Source organism: Enterobacter cloacae complex sp. 2022EL-00788, from assembly GCF_026627565.1.
In the GTDB taxonomy this organism is placed as follows: domain Bacteria; phylum Pseudomonadota; class Gammaproteobacteria; order Enterobacterales; family Enterobacteriaceae; genus Enterobacter; species Enterobacter pasteurii.
In genome coordinates this window covers 217,136-235,316 of sequence record NZ_JAPNMC010000002.1, presented here as the reverse complement: position 1 = coordinate 235,316, position 18,181 = coordinate 217,136, and the positions used below count along the sequence as shown (strand labels likewise).

At 57.4% G+C, this 18,181-nt stretch carries 16 protein-coding genes; 4 read left to right on the top strand and 12 right to left on the bottom strand.

Annotated elements, in window-relative coordinates; all coding sequences use genetic code 11:
- Positions 1-104: 104 nt before the first annotated feature.
- Positions 105-758: an oxygen-insensitive NAD(P)H nitroreductase gene (nfsB, locus tag OWK27_RS03715; protein WP_193355957.1), complete on the top strand. Its 654-nt coding sequence runs from the start codon at positions 105-107 to the stop codon at positions 756-758.
- A gap of 27 nt (positions 759-785) precedes the next feature.
- Here nfsB and OWK27_RS03710 read toward each other — a convergent pair whose 3' ends face one another.
- Complete coding sequence (locus tag OWK27_RS03710; protein ID WP_267589864.1) at positions 786-1,388, bottom strand: hypothetical protein; 603 nt, start codon at positions 1,386-1,388, stop codon at positions 786-788.
- A gap of 152 nt (positions 1,389-1,540) precedes the next feature.
- On the bottom strand, positions 1,541-2,410 hold the full coding sequence (locus OWK27_RS03705; protein ID WP_267589863.1) for a helix-turn-helix transcriptional regulator: 870 nt from the start codon (positions 2,408-2,410) through the stop codon (positions 1,541-1,543).
- A 107-nt stretch (positions 2,411-2,517) separates the two neighbouring features.
- On the opposite strand from OWK27_RS03705, the gene OWK27_RS03700 reads away from it, so the two are divergent.
- The gene (locus OWK27_RS03700; protein WP_267589862.1) at positions 2,518-3,954 is read left to right on the top strand and encodes an MFS transporter; all 1,437 of its coding nucleotides are present in this window, start codon (positions 2,518-2,520) and stop codon (positions 3,952-3,954) included.
- Positions 3,955-4,019: 65 nt separating this feature from the next.
- Positions 4,020-5,264: a mechanosensitive ion channel family protein gene (locus OWK27_RS03695; protein WP_267589861.1), complete on the top strand. Its 1,245-nt coding sequence runs from the start codon at positions 4,020-4,022 to the stop codon at positions 5,262-5,264.
- Here the strand turns inward: OWK27_RS03695 and OWK27_RS03690 are convergent, their stop codons facing one another.
- From OWK27_RS03690 to OWK27_RS03645, 10 genes are all read right to left on the bottom strand, one after another.
- Entirely contained in the window at positions 5,265-6,236 is a 972-nt protein-coding gene (locus OWK27_RS03690; RefSeq protein ID WP_267589860.1) for a LacI family DNA-binding transcriptional regulator, read from the bottom strand.
- 75 nt (positions 6,237-6,311) lie between these two features.
- Entirely contained in the window at positions 6,312-7,454 is a 1,143-nt protein-coding gene (locus OWK27_RS03685) for a Gfo/Idh/MocA family protein (protein WP_267589941.1), read from the bottom strand.
- Complete coding sequence (locus tag OWK27_RS03680) at positions 7,447-8,472, bottom strand: sugar phosphate isomerase/epimerase family protein (protein WP_267589859.1); 1,026 nt, start codon at positions 8,470-8,472, stop codon at positions 7,447-7,449. The genes OWK27_RS03685 and OWK27_RS03680 overlap by 8 nt, the downstream gene beginning before the upstream one ends.
- Before the next feature lie 15 nt (positions 8,473-8,487).
- Entirely contained in the window at positions 8,488-9,723 is a 1,236-nt protein-coding gene (locus tag OWK27_RS03675; RefSeq protein ID WP_176610989.1) for an MFS transporter, read from the bottom strand.
- A gap of 269 nt (positions 9,724-9,992) precedes the next feature.
- Positions 9,993-11,378, bottom strand: coding sequence for a phenylalanine transporter (gene pheP, locus OWK27_RS03670; protein ID WP_267589858.1), 1,386 nt, complete (start codon positions 11,376-11,378; stop codon positions 9,993-9,995).
- 102 nt (positions 11,379-11,480) lie between these two features.
- Positions 11,481-13,454 carry a PhoX family protein gene (locus OWK27_RS03665; protein WP_267589857.1) on the bottom strand — a complete coding sequence of 658 codons (1,974 nt, stop codon included), beginning with the start codon at positions 13,452-13,454 and terminating at the stop codon, positions 11,481-11,483.
- Positions 13,455-13,580: 126 nt separating this feature from the next.
- Positions 13,581-15,764 (bottom strand): TonB-dependent receptor, encoded by a 2,184-nt coding sequence (locus OWK27_RS03660; protein ID WP_267589856.1) that lies wholly within the window; start codon positions 15,762-15,764, stop codon positions 13,581-13,583.
- 221 nt (positions 15,765-15,985) lie between these two features.
- Positions 15,986-16,261, bottom strand: coding sequence for a DUF1471 family periplasmic protein YahO (yahO, locus tag OWK27_RS03655; protein WP_267589855.1), 276 nt, complete (start codon positions 16,259-16,261; stop codon positions 15,986-15,988).
- A 458-nt stretch (positions 16,262-16,719) separates the two neighbouring features.
- Complete coding sequence (locus OWK27_RS03650) at positions 16,720-17,103, bottom strand: LexA family transcriptional regulator (RefSeq protein WP_267589854.1); 384 nt, start codon at positions 17,101-17,103, stop codon at positions 16,720-16,722.
- Positions 17,103-17,342: a hypothetical protein gene (locus OWK27_RS03645; protein ID WP_267589853.1), complete on the bottom strand. Its 240-nt coding sequence runs from the start codon at positions 17,340-17,342 to the stop codon at positions 17,103-17,105. Before OWK27_RS03645 ends, OWK27_RS03650 begins: the two co-directional genes overlap by 1 nt.
- Before the next feature lie 446 nt (positions 17,343-17,788).
- Between OWK27_RS03645 and OWK27_RS03640 the strand changes: the two genes are divergently transcribed.
- Complete coding sequence (locus OWK27_RS03640) at positions 17,789-18,178, top strand: hypothetical protein (protein ID WP_267589852.1); 390 nt, start codon at positions 17,789-17,791, stop codon at positions 18,176-18,178.
- The last annotated feature ends 3 nt before the right edge of the window (positions 18,179-18,181 follow it).

The window sequence follows — 18,181 nt, the reverse complement described above, 5'->3', positions numbered from 1 at the left end:
AACAGGTTAAGCGCTCGAATCGCACTTATCTTTTCCCGCTTCGCGCGGTAATCTGCATGCCTTTCACGCCCGCCAGCGGGCGAATGTTAATACCAGGAGTTGTTATGGATATCATTTCTGTCGCCCTGAAACGCCACTCTACCAAGGCGTTCGATCCGGCTAAAAAACTGACAGCTGAAGAAGCGGAAAACATCAAAACGCTGCTGCAATACAGCCCATCCAGCACGAATTCCCAGCCGTGGCACTTTATTGTTGCCAGCACTGAGGAAGGTAAAGCGCGCGTGGCAAAATCTGCGGCGGGAACCTATGTGTTTAACGAACGCAAAATCATGGATGCCTCTCACGTGGTGGTGTTCTGCGCGAAAACCGCGATGGACGACGCCTGGCTTGAGCGCGTGGTCGATCAGGAAGAGGCCGACGGTCGTTTTAACACCCCAGAAGCGAAAGCCGCGAACCATAAAGGCCGCTGCTATTTTGCCGACATGCACCGCGTCGATCTGAAAGATGACGACCAGTGGATGGCGAAGCAGGTTTACCTGAACGTCGGTAACTTCCTGCTGGGCGTGGCCGCGATGGGCCTGGACGCGGTGCCGATTGAAGGCTTCGATGCCGCAATCCTCGACGAAGAGTTCGGCCTGAAGGAGAAAGGCTTCACCAGCCTGGTGGTGGTGCCGGTTGGGCATCACAGCGTGGAGGATTTCAACGCCACGCTGCCGAAGTCTCGCCTGCCGCTGAGCACGATTGTGACGGAGTGCTGATTCTGACGGGCCGCTGCGTGCGGCCCGTTACGTTTTACTGATGACCAGCCTGCGATGCGGATGCACATCGCGATCGCTACCCCAGGCAAAGGCAATCCAGCGCTCTTCCAGCTCCGCGTAAGAATTCACGGGCGTTAACCTCCACTCTTCTCCCACCGTACCGTCTGCTACGCTAATGCTATAGTTCATGGTGAACGCCCAGTCGATCATGCGCAGCCAGAACCGCTGCCCGTCTCCCGTTTGCTCGCTATCCGAAACAACAATGTCGTATTCGCTTAACAGCCACTGGAAAAATAATTGCGGTAATCCGCTTATCACGCGTTGGTGGACGGCGCGTGGCGTACGCCACACCATCACCTGCGTAGCAGCACCGTGGGGAAAGGTAATTTCTTCATGAAACTCAAGCTTGACGGCATAGGCCGTATACGGCTTACCGTCGTCGGTAGTCACGAGACGGTATTCATCCCCATAACGGGATTTTAAGAGCCGGTAGCCGACAGGCAGCAAAAACCCCGGCAGATGAAAATCCACCGTGCCCCGCGCCAGAAACGCTTCGGTATGTTCGACGTTTCGGGAGATAAGGCCGAGTTTTTGGCTGAAGTCAGCGGAATCAATCATCAGTGGCGACATGGGTTGTTTCTCATCGCGTGAGTATAGACGACTTAACACCTCATCGAAATGATGTTGATTCAGTCGGTTGGTTTAATTTAAACCTTACCTTACATCAGGCTCATCGGCTTAGCCGAATCCGCGTCATTTCCCTGAAAGCGTCTCGCAAAAAATTATTTCGCCCGCGCCTCCAGCCACGCCATCGCCCTCTCCCCCGCCTCGTCCACCGGTAAATAGACCAGCAGCCGCGAGCCGTTTCGCGGCGCGGAGTACCAGTACATCTGCTGCAGCGTAAAATCTCCCAGCTCGGGATGGGTAAACAGCTTGAGCTGGTTCTCCACGCCGCGCACGTCGTTGCGCTGGTGCCACAGGGCTTTAAACTCCTCAGACACCGCAAAGAAGCGCGCCAGCTTCGTTTCCCAGAGCGGGTCGCCACGGTGCTCGGCCATCGCCGCGCGGAAGTAGGAGACAAAAACCGGCAGCACGTCGTCGCGCTTGCCGAGCCGCGCGCGCCATGCCGGATGGGTGAGGAACAGGTAAATACAGTTGCGGTCTTCCGGGGGGATGTCATTGAAATCAACGCCCATCAGGTGCCCGAAGCTGTCGTTCCACGCCACGATATCGAAATTCGGTTTCTGGATGCTGGCAGGCTTCGGCATCAGGGTATCGAGCAGGCGGCGCGTGCCTTCGCTGATGCCCTCGCAGCAGACCGCCTGCGGGGCCTCGCCCGGCGGCAAACCGGCAAGCACGAAAAGATGTCGGGCTTCTGTTGGGGTGCATTGCAGCGCTTTCGCCACGGCGGCCATCACCGCGCCCGACGGGTTGACGTCACGGCCCTGCTCCAGCCAGGTGTACCAGGTCACGCCGACGTCAGCGAGCATCGCCACCTCCTCACGGCGCAGCCCCGGCGTACGGCGGCGTCCGCTGCGCGGCAGGCCGAGGCGCTGGGGATCGAGGCTCTCGCGCCGGGCGCGCAGAAAAGCGCCCAGCTGCTTGCGGGTGTCATCCTGGAGAGAGACGACGGGTTCAGACATCAGCGCCATAAATGCTCCTGCATGGTAGTGGCAATACCAGTATAAGCAAGAACTGGTACCCGTTTATCAGATGGTTGATGCTACGACTCTACGCTGTTTGACGCAATGGAGTCACCATGAATACGTCAGTTGTTTCACCGGGTCGCGCAGGCCTGATATTGCTTTTAACCGGCCAGATGCTGCCGCTGATTGATACCTCGATAACGAACGTCGCGCTGGACGCCATCACGCGCTCCTTACGCGCCACCGCCACCGAGCTGGAGCTGATTGTCGCGCTTTACGGGGTGGCCTTTGCCGTCTGTCTGGCGCCCGGCAGCAGGCTGGGGGATAACCTTGGCCGCCGTCGCCTGTTTATGTGGGGCGTGGCGAGCTTTGGCCTGGCCTCGCTGCTGTGCGGCATGGCGGGCAACATTGAACAGCTGCTGGCCGCGCGCATTGTTCAGGGCGCTGGCGCGGCGCTGATAATGCCGCAAATTCTGGCCACGCTGCACGTGACGCTCAAAGGCACCGCGCATGCCAAAGCCATCAGCCTCTTCGGCGGCATCGGCGGGATTGCGTTTATAGTTGGCCAGATGGGCGGCGGCTGGCTGGTATCGGCGGATATCGCCGGGCTGGGCTGGCGCAACGCCTTCTTTATAAACGTACCGATTTGCCTGGCGGTGCTGGCGCTGAGCCGTCGCTACGTGCCGGAAACCCGTCGCGAAACGCCGTCGCGCATCGACTGGACCGGCACCGTCCTGCTGGCGCTTATTCTCTGCTGCCTGCTGTTCCCGATGGCGCTCGGCCCGCAGCAGCACTGGTCGTGGCCGCTGAAGGCCGCGCTGACAGCGATTATCCCGCTGGGATACCTGATGGTGCTGAACGCGCGTAAAAAAGAGCGTGATGACCAACATCCGCTGATCCCGCCGCGCCTGCTTCAGCTTCCCAGCATTCGTTTTGGCGTATTAATTGCGATGCTCTTTTTCAGCGTCTGGTCCGGGTTTATGTTCTGCATGGCGCTGACCATGCAGAGCGGCCTGGAGATGGCGCCGTGGCAGTCCGGGAACAGCTTTATCGCGCTGGGGGTGACCTATTTTATTTCCGCCTGGTTCGCCCCACGCCTGATTATCCGCTACAGCACCAGCGCCATCCTGCTGAGCGGGTTGGCCGTTCAGATAGTCGGACTGCTGGCGCTGATGGCCACGTTCCGCTACTGGGGAATGCAAAATACCGCGCTGACGCTGGCTCCCGCCACCGGGCTGGTGGGTTACGGGCAGGCGCTGATCGTGAACAGCTTCTACCGCATCGGGATGCGCGATATCCAGCCTGACGACGCGGGGGCCGCGAGCGCGATTTTAAGCACGCTGCAGCAGGCCGCGCTGGGGCTTGGCCCGGCCATTTTCGGCGCGATTTTGCTGCACGGGCTGCATAATCATCACGGCGATTATACCCAGGCCATTAACGTCTTTCTTATGGCGGAGACCGGCCTGATGGCGATGCTGGCGCTGGTGACGCTGTGCATGCGCCATCGCCTGCGCCTGCCGGCAGTGAAGGCCTGCCAGGCGGCCAAATAAGCCGTCGAATTTGCATAATAGATCCGCAGCCGCCATTATGGGGCTGCATCAATACAGGAGACGTTATGCAGGAATTAATTGCTCAGGTTGAAGAGTTAGGGATTGAAATTAATCACACCACCTCTTTAGTGATTATCTTTGGTATTATTTTTCTTACTGCCCTTATCGTTCATTTTATTCTGCACAAAGTGGTGCTTCGCGCCTTCGAGAAACGCGCGCGGGCCAGCAGCCATTTATGGCTGCAGATCATTACCCAGAACAAGCTATTTCACCGTCTGGCGTTTACCCTTCAGGGGATAATCGTCAACGTTCAGGCGGTTCTGTGGCTGCAAAAAGGCAGCGAAGCGGCGGAAATGCTCACCACCTGCGCGAAACTGTGGGTGATGGTATATGCCCTGCTCTCCTTCTTCTCGCTGCTGGACGTGATTTTTAACCTGTCGCAGAAAATGGCCACCGCGTCACAGCTGCCGCTGAAGGGGATATTCCAGGGCATCAAGCTGGTGAGCGCCATTCTGGTGGGGATCTTAATTATCTCCCTGCTGATCGGCCAGTCTCCCGCCATTCTGATAAGCGGCCTGGGCGCCATGGCAGCCGTTCTGATGCTGGTCTTTAAGGATCCGATTCTCGGTCTGGTTGCCGGGATCCAGCTCTCCGCCAACGACATGCTCAAGCTCGGCGACTGGCTGGAGATGCCGAAATACGGTGCCAACGGCACGGTGACGGACATCGGCCTGACCACCGTGAAGGTGCGCAACTTCGATAACACCATCACCACCATCCCGACGTGGGCGCTGGTCTCCGACGCGTTCATCAACTGGAGCGGCATGTCCGCCTCCGGCGGCCGCCGCATCAAGCGCAGCCTGAATATCGACACCACCAGCATTCACTTCCTCGACGAGCAGGAGCAGCAGAAGCTGATTCAGGCGAAGCTGCTGAAGCCCTATCTGGCCGCGCGCCATGAGGAAATTAACCTGTGGAATCAGCAGAACGGCGAAGGGAAATCGGTATTAAACCTGCGCAAGATGACTAATATCGGCACCTTCCGCGCCTACCTGAACGAATATCTGCGTAACCATCCGCGCATTCGCAAAGATATGACGCTGATGGTGCGCCAGCTGGCGCCGGATGCCAACGGCCTGCCGATTGAAATATATGCCTTCACCAACACGGTCATCTGGGCGGAATATGAAGATATTCAGGCCGACATTTTCGACCATATATTCGCGGTGGTGGATGAGTTTGGCCTGCGCATTCACCAGTCGCCAACCGGGAACGATATTCGCTCCCTGGCGGGGGTCATCGCTAAATAATCAGGCGCTGGCGCGGGAAATAAAGTGCCAGCCCATCATCACCCTTTCCGTGGGCGCATCCGGGTTGTCGATCTTATTCAAGAGCAGATTGACCGCCTTGCGCCCGATATCCCGCGAGGGCTGCTCGATGGTGGTGAGTGAAATCATCTCCGCCAGCTCGGTGCCGTCAAAACCAACAACTGCGATATCCTCGGGCACCCGCAGACCTGCCTGCTGAATGGCGCGCAGCGCGCCCGCCGCCAGCGTATCGGAAACGGCAAATACCGCATCCGGTGGATTTTCCTTCAGCAGATTTTGCATTGCCGCCATGCCCGCGCCGGAGCTGAGCTCGCTGGCGTACTCCACCGCCTGATAGTCGAGATCCCGCAGGTGAATGACGCTTTTATAGCCGCGCTCGCGCAGGCGCGCATACTTATAGCTGAGGTCGTGGTTGATCAGGGCGATACGTTTGCGCCCGCCGTCGGCAAGCTGGCTCACGACGTGCTGGGAGGCATCGACGTCGTTAATCCCCACGCAGGAAACCGCCCCCGCATCCGCGTATTCCGCGCACTGCACCCACGGCGCGCTGCCGATGAGGGCCGCCAGTTCAGGCAGCTTCGAGAAGGCGTCCATGGTGATAATGCCGTCGACGATTTTGCCGGACAGCAGGCTCAGGCCCGAGCGGGAGCGCTCAATATCCGAGCCGGAGTTGCAGAGCAGGATCCGGTAGCCGTTCTTCTCCGCCTCGGCTTCGATCCCCTTAACCACCTCGGCACAGAACGGGTTGGCAATGTTCGAGACCATCACCAGGATCATATAGCTGCGGGCGGTGCGCAGCTGACGCGCCAGCAGATTGGGCTGGTAGTTACTCTCCCTGATCGCCTGCATAACGCGCTCGCGGTTTTTCGCCTTCACCGTATCGCTGTTATTCAGCACGCGGGAGACCGTCGCCACGGATACCCCGGCCAGCTGAGCGATTTTCTGAATTGACATAGCGACGATACACCCTGCGGTTAGCGTTTAGTGCAGGCTATCATAAATTTGTTGCCCGGCGAACCGGGCAACGCGTCATTGTTCAACGCGCACCCAGCGCTGCTGCTGATGGCTTTTCACAATGGCATCAATGATATACATCACGTTTGCGCCGTCATGGAAGGTTGCGAACTGCGGCGCCTCCGGCATCGCGCCCGCCTGTACCGCCCGGTAGAACTGCGCCATCATATTTTTGAAGGCATCCGGCCAGCCTTCAATGTGCCCGCCGGGGAAGTGGGCGCTGTCGGCCACATCGCGGTTCATCAGCCCCGGATCGTCGCTCAGCGCCTGGTTGGCCTGCGCGCGATGGCCGATCCACAGCCGCTGGGGGATTTCCTGATCCCACGCGACGGACCGCTCGCTGCCGTTTACCTCAAACGTCAGGCGGTTTTTCCGCCCGGCGCTCACCTGCGAGACGCTAAAGCTGCCCTTGCTGCCGTCGTCAAAGCGGAACAGCACCGAACCAAAATCTTCGGTGGTAACCGGTTTGTCTTCATACTCCGCCCGCTCGTCGTGGGAGAAGGTCTGGTTTCCCCCCACGCTGGCCTTACGCGTCGGCCAGACGATGGAGAGATCGGCCATTACCTCTGTAATACGCCTGCCGGTCACGAACTGCACCGTATCGCACCAGTGGGAGCCGATATCCGCCACCGCCCGCGAGGTGCCGCCGAGGGCAGCATCCACCCGCCAGTTGTAGTCGGTTTCCAGCAGCATCCAGTCCTGCAAATAGCTGCCGTGCGAGGCAAACAGCCGCCCGACGCTGCCCGCGCGCATCATGCTCGCCGCCTGGCGCACCATCGCAAACTGGCGATAGACGAAGCTCACGCCGTGCACCACGCCCGCCTGCTCCGCCAGGGCCACCAGCTCGCGCGCCTCTTCCGGGGTCATGCACAGCGGTTTTTCGGAAAATACGTGCTTGCCCGCGCGCAGGATCTTACGGTTGATCTCCGCGTGCAGGTGGTTCGGCGTGCAGTTGTGCACCACGTGCAGATCGGGGTACGCGAGCAGCTCCTCCACGCTGCCGCAGGCGTGCGGCACGTTAAGCTGGCGCGCTTTCTCCTGCGCCCGGGCAAACGATCCGTCGCAGAGCGCCACCACCTGCACAAACCCGAGGCGCCTGAGCGCCTCGATATGCGCCGGGCCGATAAACCCGCTGCCGATAATGCCGACGTTAATCATCGTTGCCCCCTGCGGCAAAATCATCAAACGCGCGTCCGGAAACGGGAATAATGTGGCGGCGGATAAACTCGCTGCCCTCCCTCGCGCCGGTATCGCCATCCTTCAGGCAGCACTCCCACTCCAGCACCGCCCAGCCGTCGTAGTCGTACTGGGTCAGCTTGCTGAAGATGCCCCGGAAGTCGATCTGCCCGTCGCCGAGCGACCGGAAGCGCCCGGCGCGGCCGATCCACGGCTGATAGCCGCCGTAAGCGCCGCTGCGCCCGCTGGGGCGAAACTCGGCGTCCTTAACGTGAAACGCTTTAATACGCTTATGGTAGATGTCGATGAAGGTCAGATAATCCATCTGCTGCAGCAGCATATGGCTCGGGTCGTAGATGATGTTGCAGCGCGGATGGTTATCCACCAGGGCAAGAAAACGCTCGAAGGTCACGCCGTCGTGCAGATCTTCCCCCGGATGCAGCTCAAAGCAGACGTCAACGCCCTGCTCGTCGAAGGCGTCCAGAATCGGCCGCCAGCGGTTAGCCAGTTCCTGAAACGCTTCCTGAAAACGCTGCTCGTTATGCGGCGGCCAGGGGTAGAAAAACGGCCACGCCAGCGAGCCGGAGAAGGTCGCATGGGCCTTCAGGCCTAGCCGGGCGGACGCCACCGCCGCCTGCATCAGCTTTTCCGTTGCCCACGCCCGGCGCGCCGCATCGTCACCGCGCACGGACGCGGGGGCGAAGTGGTCAAACGCGTCGCTGTAAACCGGGTTCACCGCCACGAGCTGCCCCTCCAGATGGGTCGACAGCTCGCTGATGACCAGCCCGTGAGCGGCCAGCCTGGCGGTAACTTCGTCGCAGTAGGCCTGGCTCTCTGCGGCTTTCTCGACATCAAAAATGTGCGGATGATTGCAGGGGATCTGCACCGCCCGGTAGCCCTTCGCCGCGGCCCATCCGGCCAGCCCGTCGAGCGTGTTGAACGGCGCTTTCTCACCAATAAACTGCGACAGAAAAATACCCGGTCCCTTAATCGTTTTCATACCACCTCCAGAACGTTACGCCTTGTCATCGTCATACCTAAACGTGAGAAGGAAAATCAGCGCGATCGCCGCGGCAGCCACCGCCGGGATCCACCAGAATGTCACCCACGCCTGCGGCACGGCCTGCCCGGCCACCAGGCGGTTATAGAGCGCGCCGGAAATCTGCGAGCCGAGCAGCATGCCGATGCCGTAGGTAAACATTACGATCATGCTCTGGGCCTGACCTTTAACCTTTTCACCGGCGACCCGGTCGGTATAGATAAAGCCGACGACAAAGAAGAAATCGTAGCAGACGCCGTGCAGCAGAATGCCGAGATAGAGCAGGATGCGCCCCTCCTCGCTGACGCCCAGCGCGAACATGGCATAACGCACGAACCACGCCAGCATGCCAATCAGCAGCATCACCTTCACGCCCAGGCGGCGGAACAGCAGCGGGATAACCAGCATGAAGAAGATTTCGGACATCTGCCCGAAGGACATGGCGGTGCTGACGTCGGCAATACCCGCATCCGCCAGATACGAGGCGGTATAGGCGTAGTAGGTTCCCAGCGGGACGGAGATCAGCATCGCGCACACGGAGAAGACGAAAAAGTGGCGGGTTTTGAGCAGCGCGAAGGCATCCGCGCAGAAGAGATCCCGCACCCTGACCGGCAGGCCTTTCGCCGGAGCCGGCGTGTGCGGCAGCGTCAGGCTGTAGAGAGCCAGCAGCACGGAGCTTGCCGCCGCCACCTGGAAGATGGTGACGCTGGACGCCACGCCGGTGACGCCGATAAAAATGCCCGCCACGATCCAGCCGATGGTGCCGAACACGCGCACCACCGGGAAGGTTTTATCCACGTTCGCCAGGCTGTGGAAGGCGATATTGTTGGTCAGCGCCAGCGTCGGCATGTAGCAGAGCGTGTAGCCAAACAGCAGGCCAATCAGCAGGGCGCCGTTTTCGGCAATCAGCGCTCCCGGCACGAACCACAGGATTGCCGCGCCCGCCAGGTGCATCACCGCCATGACCTTCTGCGAGGCGAAGAAGCGATCCACCAGCATCCCGAGCACGAACGGCGAAAGAATGGAGGCGATTGGCCCGGCGGAGAACGCATCGCCAATCAGCAAAGACATATTGTGCCGGGTCATTACCAGGCCGAGCGTGACCGACCAGCTACCCCAGATGAAGAATTGCAGAAACATCATCAGCGACAGACGCGGCACCAGCAGCCGGTGTTGCGTTATCGCCTTTTCACCCCTTTCAGTTGACACCATGATGAGCCCCACCCTCAAAAAGTAATCGATTACAAAACGGTTCACGTAAAAAGTAATCGATTACAAAATAAAGATCCTGCGGATCGTCGAAGATTTGGGAGGGGGGTCACGATAAAGGTGGAGCGGTACATTAAGGGCCCGGCAGGCGCAGTGCCGGCGGGCGTGAAGGCAGGTGCGGCCGGGGTGCGGTCTGGTGCCCTCACCCCGACCCTCTCCCACAGGGAGAGGGGGCAAACATTAAAAACGGCAACCAGGTTGCCGTTTTGCTTTTACCTTCGAGAGAGCTTAAACGCGATAAACAGGAACGCTACCCACACCGGCAGCAGCATCGCTGACAGACGCATCTCATCCATGGTGCACATCAGCACCAGAATCAGCGCCAGGAACGCGATACAGATATAGTTCCCCGCCGGATAGAGCAGCGCTTTAAACTGCGTCACGCGGCCCTTGCGGCGCATGGCGGCACGAAAGCGCAGGTGCGCCAGGCAGATCATGATCCAGTTCAGCAGCAGCGTGGCGACAACCAGCGCCATCAGCAGACCAAAGGCCTGTTTCGGCAGCAGGTAGTTGATCAGCACCACCAGCGAGGTGATAGCGCCGGAAAGGAACAGCGAATTGACCGGCACGCCGCGACGGCTGACGCGGGTGAGGAATTTCGGCGCATTCCCCTGCACCGAAAGGCCAAACAGCATGCGGCTGTTGGAGTACACCCCGCTGTTATACACCGACAGCGACGCCACCAGGATAACGAAGTTTAGCGCCGACGCCACCACGTTGCTGTTCAGATCGTGGAAAATCATCACGAACGGGCTGCTGGCGGATTTCACCTCCACCCACGGGTAGAGCGCCAGCAGAACGACCAGCGAGCCGATGTAGAACAGCAGAATACGGTACACCACCTGGTTGACCGCTTTAGGTATGCTTTTGTGCGGGTCGCGCGCTTCCGCCGCGGTGATGCCAATCAGCTCCAGCCCGCCGAAGGAGAACATGATCACCGCCAGCGAGAGGATCAGCCCCTTCCAGCCGGTCGCCAGGAAGCCGCCGTGCTGCCACAGGTTGTCGATGGTCGCCCGCTCGCCGCCGTGGCCGGAGAACAGCAGCCACAGGCCGAAGCCGATCATGCCGATAATCGCCAGCACCTTGATCAGCGCGAACCAGAACTCGGTTTCGCCGTACAGGCGCACGTTTACCAGGTTAACGGCGTTAATAATGATGAAGAAGGCCGCGGCCCAAATCCACGTCGGCACGTCCGGCAGCCAGTACTGCATATAGATGCCTGCGGCGGTCAGCTCGGCCATTCCCACCAGCACAAACATTACCCAGTAGTTCCAGCCGGAAAGGAAGCCTGCGAACGGGCCCCAGTATTTATAGGCAAAGTGTGCGAAGGAGCCTGACACCGGCTCTTCGACGACCATCTCGCCGAGCTGGCGCATGATCAGGAAGGCGATAATTCCCGCGATAGCATAACCCAGCAGAACCGCCGGACCGGCCATCTGAATGGCGGGGCCGATACCGAGAAACAGCCCGGTACCGATCGCGCCGCCAAGGGCAATTAACTGAATATGTCGATTTTGCAAACCACGTTGCAGCGTCGGATTCTGATCCGACGAGGCTTCAGCGCTACCACGGCCTGAAGCGGATGACGCGTCTTTCACGCCCTACCCCTGTCTCTTTTTTAGAAGGGGCACGTTTTAACACTTCATGCTGGTGGTAGCAAGCTTAACGCCGGGCCACCGTCTGCACCCGGCGGATAAACGTTACGACCCGATGATCCCGCCGTCCGCTTTGGTAATCACCACCGTTGACGATCGCGGGCGGCCGTTCGGGCTGGCGTCAGGCCAGTTAGAGACGGCGCGCGGATTAGCCGGATCGGTAATATCATCCCCGCCCTCTCCCGGATGCTGAATATTAATAAACAGCGTGCGGTTGTCCGGCGTAAACGCAATGCCGGTGATTTCGCACCCGCGCGGGCCGGTCAGGAAGCGGCGATACTCATTGGTGCCCGGAATGGTTGCCACCATCTGGTTATTGCCCATCCCCTCGTACGCTTTCTTATTGATGGTGCTGGAGGAGACGTCGGTCTGGATCCACAGGACGCCCTGGTGATCGAACGACAGCCCATCCGGGCTGCCGAACGCCGCGCCCTGCATGGAGCCTTTAGACTTAGGATCGTCGCCGTCGGTGCGTCCTGCCATGACCAGAATATCCCACTTAAAGCGGGCGGCAGCAGGGTCTGCTCCCTCTTCGTGCCAGTGCATAATATGACCAAACACGTTGTTGGCGCGCGGGTTGGCGGCATCGACCGGCGCCTTACCCTCTTTACCGCGATCGCTGTTGTTGGTGAGCGTACAGTAGACGCTGCCGCTGGCGTGCGGATCGACCGCTATCCACTCGGGGCGATCCATTTTCGTCGCCCCCACCACGTCGGCCGCGAGGCGGGTTTTAATCAGCAGATCGCCCTGGCTTTCGAAACCGTTGCTTTTATCCAGCCCATTTTGCCCGAAGATCAGCGGCAGCCAGTCGCCGCTCCCCTCCTCGTTGAACCGGGCAACGTACAGCGTGCCGGACGTCAGCAGGTTCATATTGGCTTCACGGTTCGCGGGATCGTATTTTTTGTCCGAGACGAATTTATAGATGTACTCAAACTTCTGATCGTCCCCCATGTAGACCACCACGCGGTTATCGGCGGCGAGCGTGACGGCAGCGCCCTCATGCTTGAAGCGACCGAGCGCGGTGTGCTTGCGCGGCGTGGAGGTTGGGTCGTAGGGATCAATCTCTACCACCCAGCCGAAACGGTTGGGCTCGTTAGGGGTTTTATCGACGCTGAAGCGGTCATCCACCTCGTTCCAGCGGTACGATTCATCGCTGTCGCTGATGCCGTAGCGTTTTTCCAGCGGGTTGAGGTCGGCTTTTTTCACAAAAATGTCCGACCAGTTCTCCTCGCAGGTGAGGTAGGTGCCCCACGGCGTATGGCCGTTGGCGCAGTTTTGCATGGTGCCCAGCACGCGCTCCCCCTGCGGGTCGGCGGCGGTTTTCATTAGGTCCTGATGCCGCGCCGGGCCGGTGAGCTGCATTGGCGTATTGACGGTAATACGGCGCGCGAACGAAGACGGACGAACCACCTCCCAGCCGCTGCCCGCTTTTTTCACCTCCACCACCGACACGCCCATCGCGTTCTGCCCCTTGCGGGCCTTGTCGAGGCTCCAGTTCGCCGTACCGTCGGTAAACAGCATCCCGTTGTCGATGTATTCATGGTTCAGCGCCAGCAGGCCATGCTCCGGGCTTTGCCCCCCCTGCGGCAGGCTGAACCACGCCATGCCGTCGTGGTGCATGCCCGCCTGCACGGCCTGTTCGTCCGTGGTGTTGCTGGCGTCCGGCTTAAACGCCGGCATGCTGTTTTTGATCCCCGTCGGGTCACCCCAGCGATAGAACGGGCGGGCAATATAGCCTTCCGGCACTCTTACCGTGTCTTCCGTTGAGACAGCGATACTGGTGAACCCAAGGGAAACCGCTTTTGCCAGCGCGGATGGTTTTGAGACCGCGGCAATGGCGTTCTCAGGTTTGATCAGAAAGGGGAATGAAACGGCGGCACCCGCAACGGCGCCCATCTGGAGAAAACGGCGGCGGGAGAGGAACACCTCCGCCACCTCGGAGAATACCGGGTTAGCGCTGCGGTTAGCGATATCGTCTTGATGTTCTTTTTTAAATACGGATTTGAGGGGTCTGCCCATAGCGGCTTCCTGTCATTGGCCAAGAGGTAAGGAGTTGGCGAACAGTGTAAGAAGCTTTTATTACAATTTTATAACACGATACGGAAGGATGGGGGCATCCCTGCCCCGGATAACGAGGTGAAACGCTTAGAACTCGTAGCCCACCGAGACCTTAAAGGTACGCGGTTCGCCCTGAGTGATGTAGGTGCCGGAATCGTCCACGCTTGACCAGTAGTTTTCGTTAGTCACGTTGTCGATGCCCGCGCGCACCGTCATCTGGTTTTCATTGTGGTTCACCGCGAAGCGATAGCGCATGCCCAGATCCAGCGTGGTGTAGCTGTCCAGCTTTTTGGTGTTCGCGAGGTCGGCATACTGCGCGCCGGAGTGGTTAACGCGCGCGGTAGCGGTCAGGCCCTCAATCGGCCTGATGTCGTACTCTGCGCCCAGCACGGCGTAGAAGTTCGGAATACCGATCGCGTCGTTGCCCTGGTTCACGCCGTTTTTGGTTTTGGTCAGCTCGGCCTGCAGCCAGGTGGCGCTGGCGTTCAGACGCATCCCGAGCGTTGGTTCGCCGAAGACGTTCAGCTCCACGCCACGGTTACGCTGTTCAGCGTCCAGGCCGTAGTGGCCGCTGTCGTCGAGAATAGCCGACGGCATTTTGATCTCAAACAGCGCCAGGGAGCCGCCCACGCGGCCAAAGTCCGCCTTTACGCCCACTTCATTCTGCTTAGAGTGAACGATACCGGTGCTCTGGCCGTAGTTGTTCGCTGAGCGAGGCGCGGTTTCACCGGGCTGTAACGCTTCGGTATGGTTGGCGTAGAGCGAGATTTCCTCCCACGGTTTATAAACCACGCCATAGGTTGGCATCCAGCGGCTGCCGTCAAAACCGTCCGCGTCGTTTTCCGCACCGGTAATTTTGTTGTACCCGCGAATCACCACTTTCTGATGGCGTGCGCCTGCGGTAAACAGCAGTTTGTCGTCCAGCACGCCCAGGGTATCGCTCAACAGCCAGCCCTGCGTGCGGGTGCGCCCGCTGGTCAGCGGATCGCTGTATTTGCCGCCTGAGCCGTTGAAGTTGGAGCTGTCCGGCATCGCAACGCCGGTGTTGTGGTAAATGTTGGTGGTCGGGTTATCCGCCGTCGCCGACATTTTCCAGGCAATTTTTTCGTTTTTGGTCATCGCGGAGTACCCCACGTTGACTTTGTGCGATACGAAGCCGGTAGTGAAGTTACCGCGAATGCCCGCCATGCCGCTGACGGAATCGCTGATACGGTTGGTATCAAGACGGCTGACCACCGCATTACCGCTTTTATCCATCAGCTTCGGCGCGCTGTAGATCCCCTCTTCGTGCGCGTGCTGCGCGCCGAGGCCGGTATAGGCCGTCCAGCTATCGGTGATGTCATACTCGCTGCGCCACATCCCGAACTCGTTTTCGATATCGCTGTAGGCCCACTTCTGCGAGAAGTTGCGATCGTTCTTCGGTGGTTCAGGCACGAAGTCCACCGCCGAGATGTTGACGCTGGTCGGGCTGCCGTGGAAGGTTTTTTTCTGATAGCCCAGATCCAGGGAGGTGCGGAAACGGTCGCCTTTGTAATCCAGACCGGTAGAAAGCAGCGTGGTGCGGCGGCGGTCGTTCGGCACGCCGGTTTCGCCTTCACGATGCACAAGGTTCACCCGCGCGCCAAACTGGTCGTTATCGCCAAAGCGGCGGCCCGCATCCAGCGTGGTGCCAATCAGGGAATCCGAGGTGTAGTCCACGCCCACTTTCGCCTGCGGGGTGTCGCCCGCGTGTTTTGGCTCAAGGTTAATCATTCCGCCCACGCCGGAGCTTGCCGCGCCGTTCATCAGGGAGTTTGCCCCTTTGAAGATCTCGATGCGGTCGACCATCTGGGCATCCACCACCTGACGCGGCAGCACGCCGGACAGGCCGCCAAAGGTCATGTCATCGCCGTCAAACTTCAGGCCGCGAATGCGGAAGGTTTCGGCGCTGTTGCCGTACCCCTGAACGAACTGCACGCCCGCGTCGTTAGCGACCACGTCGGCAATGGTTTTTGCCTGCTGATCTTCCACCAGCTTCGAGGTGTAGCTGATGATGCTGAACGGCACGTCCATGGCGTTCTGCTGACCGAGCATCCCCATGCGGCCGCCGTTGGCCACCTGACCGTCGAGGAAGGCGGGTACCAGCTGGTCGCCGCCGGGCGTAAAGTCACTGGCCGGAGACGACTGAACAACAATGGTCTCCTCTTTTTTCTCATCCGCCGCGAAAGCGGAGTGTGTCACCGCGCCAACGGCAAGCGCCAGCAGCGTTTTGTGCATTGTGGTGTTGTTCATAGTGAGCTCTTAAAGTGCGCGCAAAAATGGCCCGTCGTCGGGCCTTAGAATTTAATGGATGAAATGCAAATGAGAACTATACGTATTATCTATGCGTTATCAAGCGTCGCTGCGCATTTCTGGATGAGAAAAAAGTTTAAGCGTTGAGAGGGGCCGGGAAGACGGGGAGGCGGGTAAACGTGACGCGCAATCACCCCGCGCGCGGGGTGATTGCTAAGTTATTATTTCTTCTTGTAAATATCTGCGGTGCCGTGAATTTTGTTGTTCGTGTTACCGGAAGTCAGCACCAGCACGTCTGCGCCTTCTTTATCGGCTTTCTCAATCAGCTCTTTTTTCGCGTCATCAACCGAGACTTCATTAGACGTATTCACCGTGCCAATTTTTTCATACTGTGATTCTACTTTCTCGAAGTCATTTTTTGTCATCAGTTCAGCGGCAAAAGCGTTAGTGGAGAACAGAAACGCGGTTCCCAGCAAAACAGCAGTCGTTTTTTTCATAACATTTTTCCTTGAGATTAAGCAGCAATTACGAAAAGCCCCGCCATTCAGAGCGAGGTAGTATGAGCATGGTAGAGGAACGGCAGAATTGCCATAGCCTAAGGAAAATACTGTTATAACAGACAATTGTGCTGTCAAAAATGCGCGGTAACTCGATTTTCGGGTTGGGTGTCCCAAATATGTCCCTTAGGAGAAATGAGGAGGGAGTAAAGCAGGCGAAATGCTATGAAATTTAATGGCACGCCCTGTAGGATTCGAACCTACGACCTACGGCTTAGAAGAACGTAGAATACTATTTAACGCACTGTAATATAATTGATTTTTCCGCGCTCGCACCGGAACTGTGTCATTACGTGTCGTTATATGCTCCTGCGTTTCGTTATGGCTCATCCATGCATGACACATCTGTGACACAGAGTGCATAGCCATGCCGCAAGGCATAGCTATGCCTTTTCCCATCACATCACAGGGCAATCATCAAACTCACCTGTCCGCGCATCGTTGATGATGTACGTAATCACCCCGAATATCGGGCTAGCCTCCCCTTCATCACTTCCTGGTAGTCTTTCCATTTTTCCAGTCGATACATTTTCCAGATGCGGGCGCGGCAGCGTTCGGTACCGTTTTACTTTAAAGGCGCCATCTGATTCACAAATCAGCAGTGAGCCGTCGCATGGACTGAGCGACGCATCCACTACAAGGAGAGCGTCTTTCATGATGCCGCAGCGATAGATGGTTTCAGCGGCCAGCATGAAGTAAGTGGCAGCGGGCTTTTGAATCAGGCGCTGATCTAGAGATATCCTCTGCTCTTCAAAGTCAGCGGCCGGTGAAGGAAATCCCATCAGTGAACCCTCCCCATGTTACGCAGGATCCAGTACCTATTATCGCTGTTGTCAGTTGTTTTGTCGGCGAAGTCAGGCTGGTAGCGCTCAATCCAGGAGTTAGCATCAGATCGGGTGAAGTGCCAGTTGAAATCCCGCAACTTCTCGATGAAGCTGTCTGTGTTCAAATAGCGATAGCCCTTAGGGTTGAGCTGTATGACCGCAACGAAGGCGGCGTGTATGTCTGCTGTGCGTGGCATGATCCAATCCCAATAATTACTGTTTTAATATACAGTAGTATCATGATAGGTCTGGATCAAGGGTCGAGTGACATCCTGATGGTAAGTGTCTGGGTGGAGATAAAATTTAGTTCGTAAACATAACTTTCAGGTGTCGCTTGTGAAGTAAAATGAGATAAATATTGCGTGTCATAAAAAACATATCTCATTGTTTATTATGACTTATCATTGTTCTTAACCTTTTTCTCTGATTGAATGAAAACAACAATCATCAGCAAGCTAACCATTACTGAAGTTGTATCAACCGATGTAAAACCTGATAGTGCTCTAAATAGGTACAGTGCAGAAACTGCAGCGGCGAATCTGATAAGGTATGTAACTATAGTGAACATCAAACCTCCTATACTTTTCAAGAAGTTTATCATTGGTAGAGTTTGATAACAATTATTACATTTTGGAGTTAAAAAATGCTCGACAACTTGAAAAATAAAATATTAACAAAGAAACAGAAGAAATGTTTAGAAATTGCGATCCTAAACTTCCCATTTAATTGGTGTAAGTCATGCAATGTTTCAGACACTATTATATTTGATAATCCAGACCCATGGATAGCAGGGGTTGTTGATCGCTGCAGAGTTGAAGATGTTGTTTACTACTCCAATAAAGTTAAAGCTAATTTTTGTTTTATTGTTGAGGACGATTTTGATAACTATGCAACATTTATGGTTCCAATATGTTTTGAATATAATGCAGGAAGTATCAATGTGAGCATCAACAACAAAGTAAATATGATACTTCACGAATCAACTATGTATGATATTGCCAAAGAAATAATATTATCTGCAGAGGATAACTAGTGC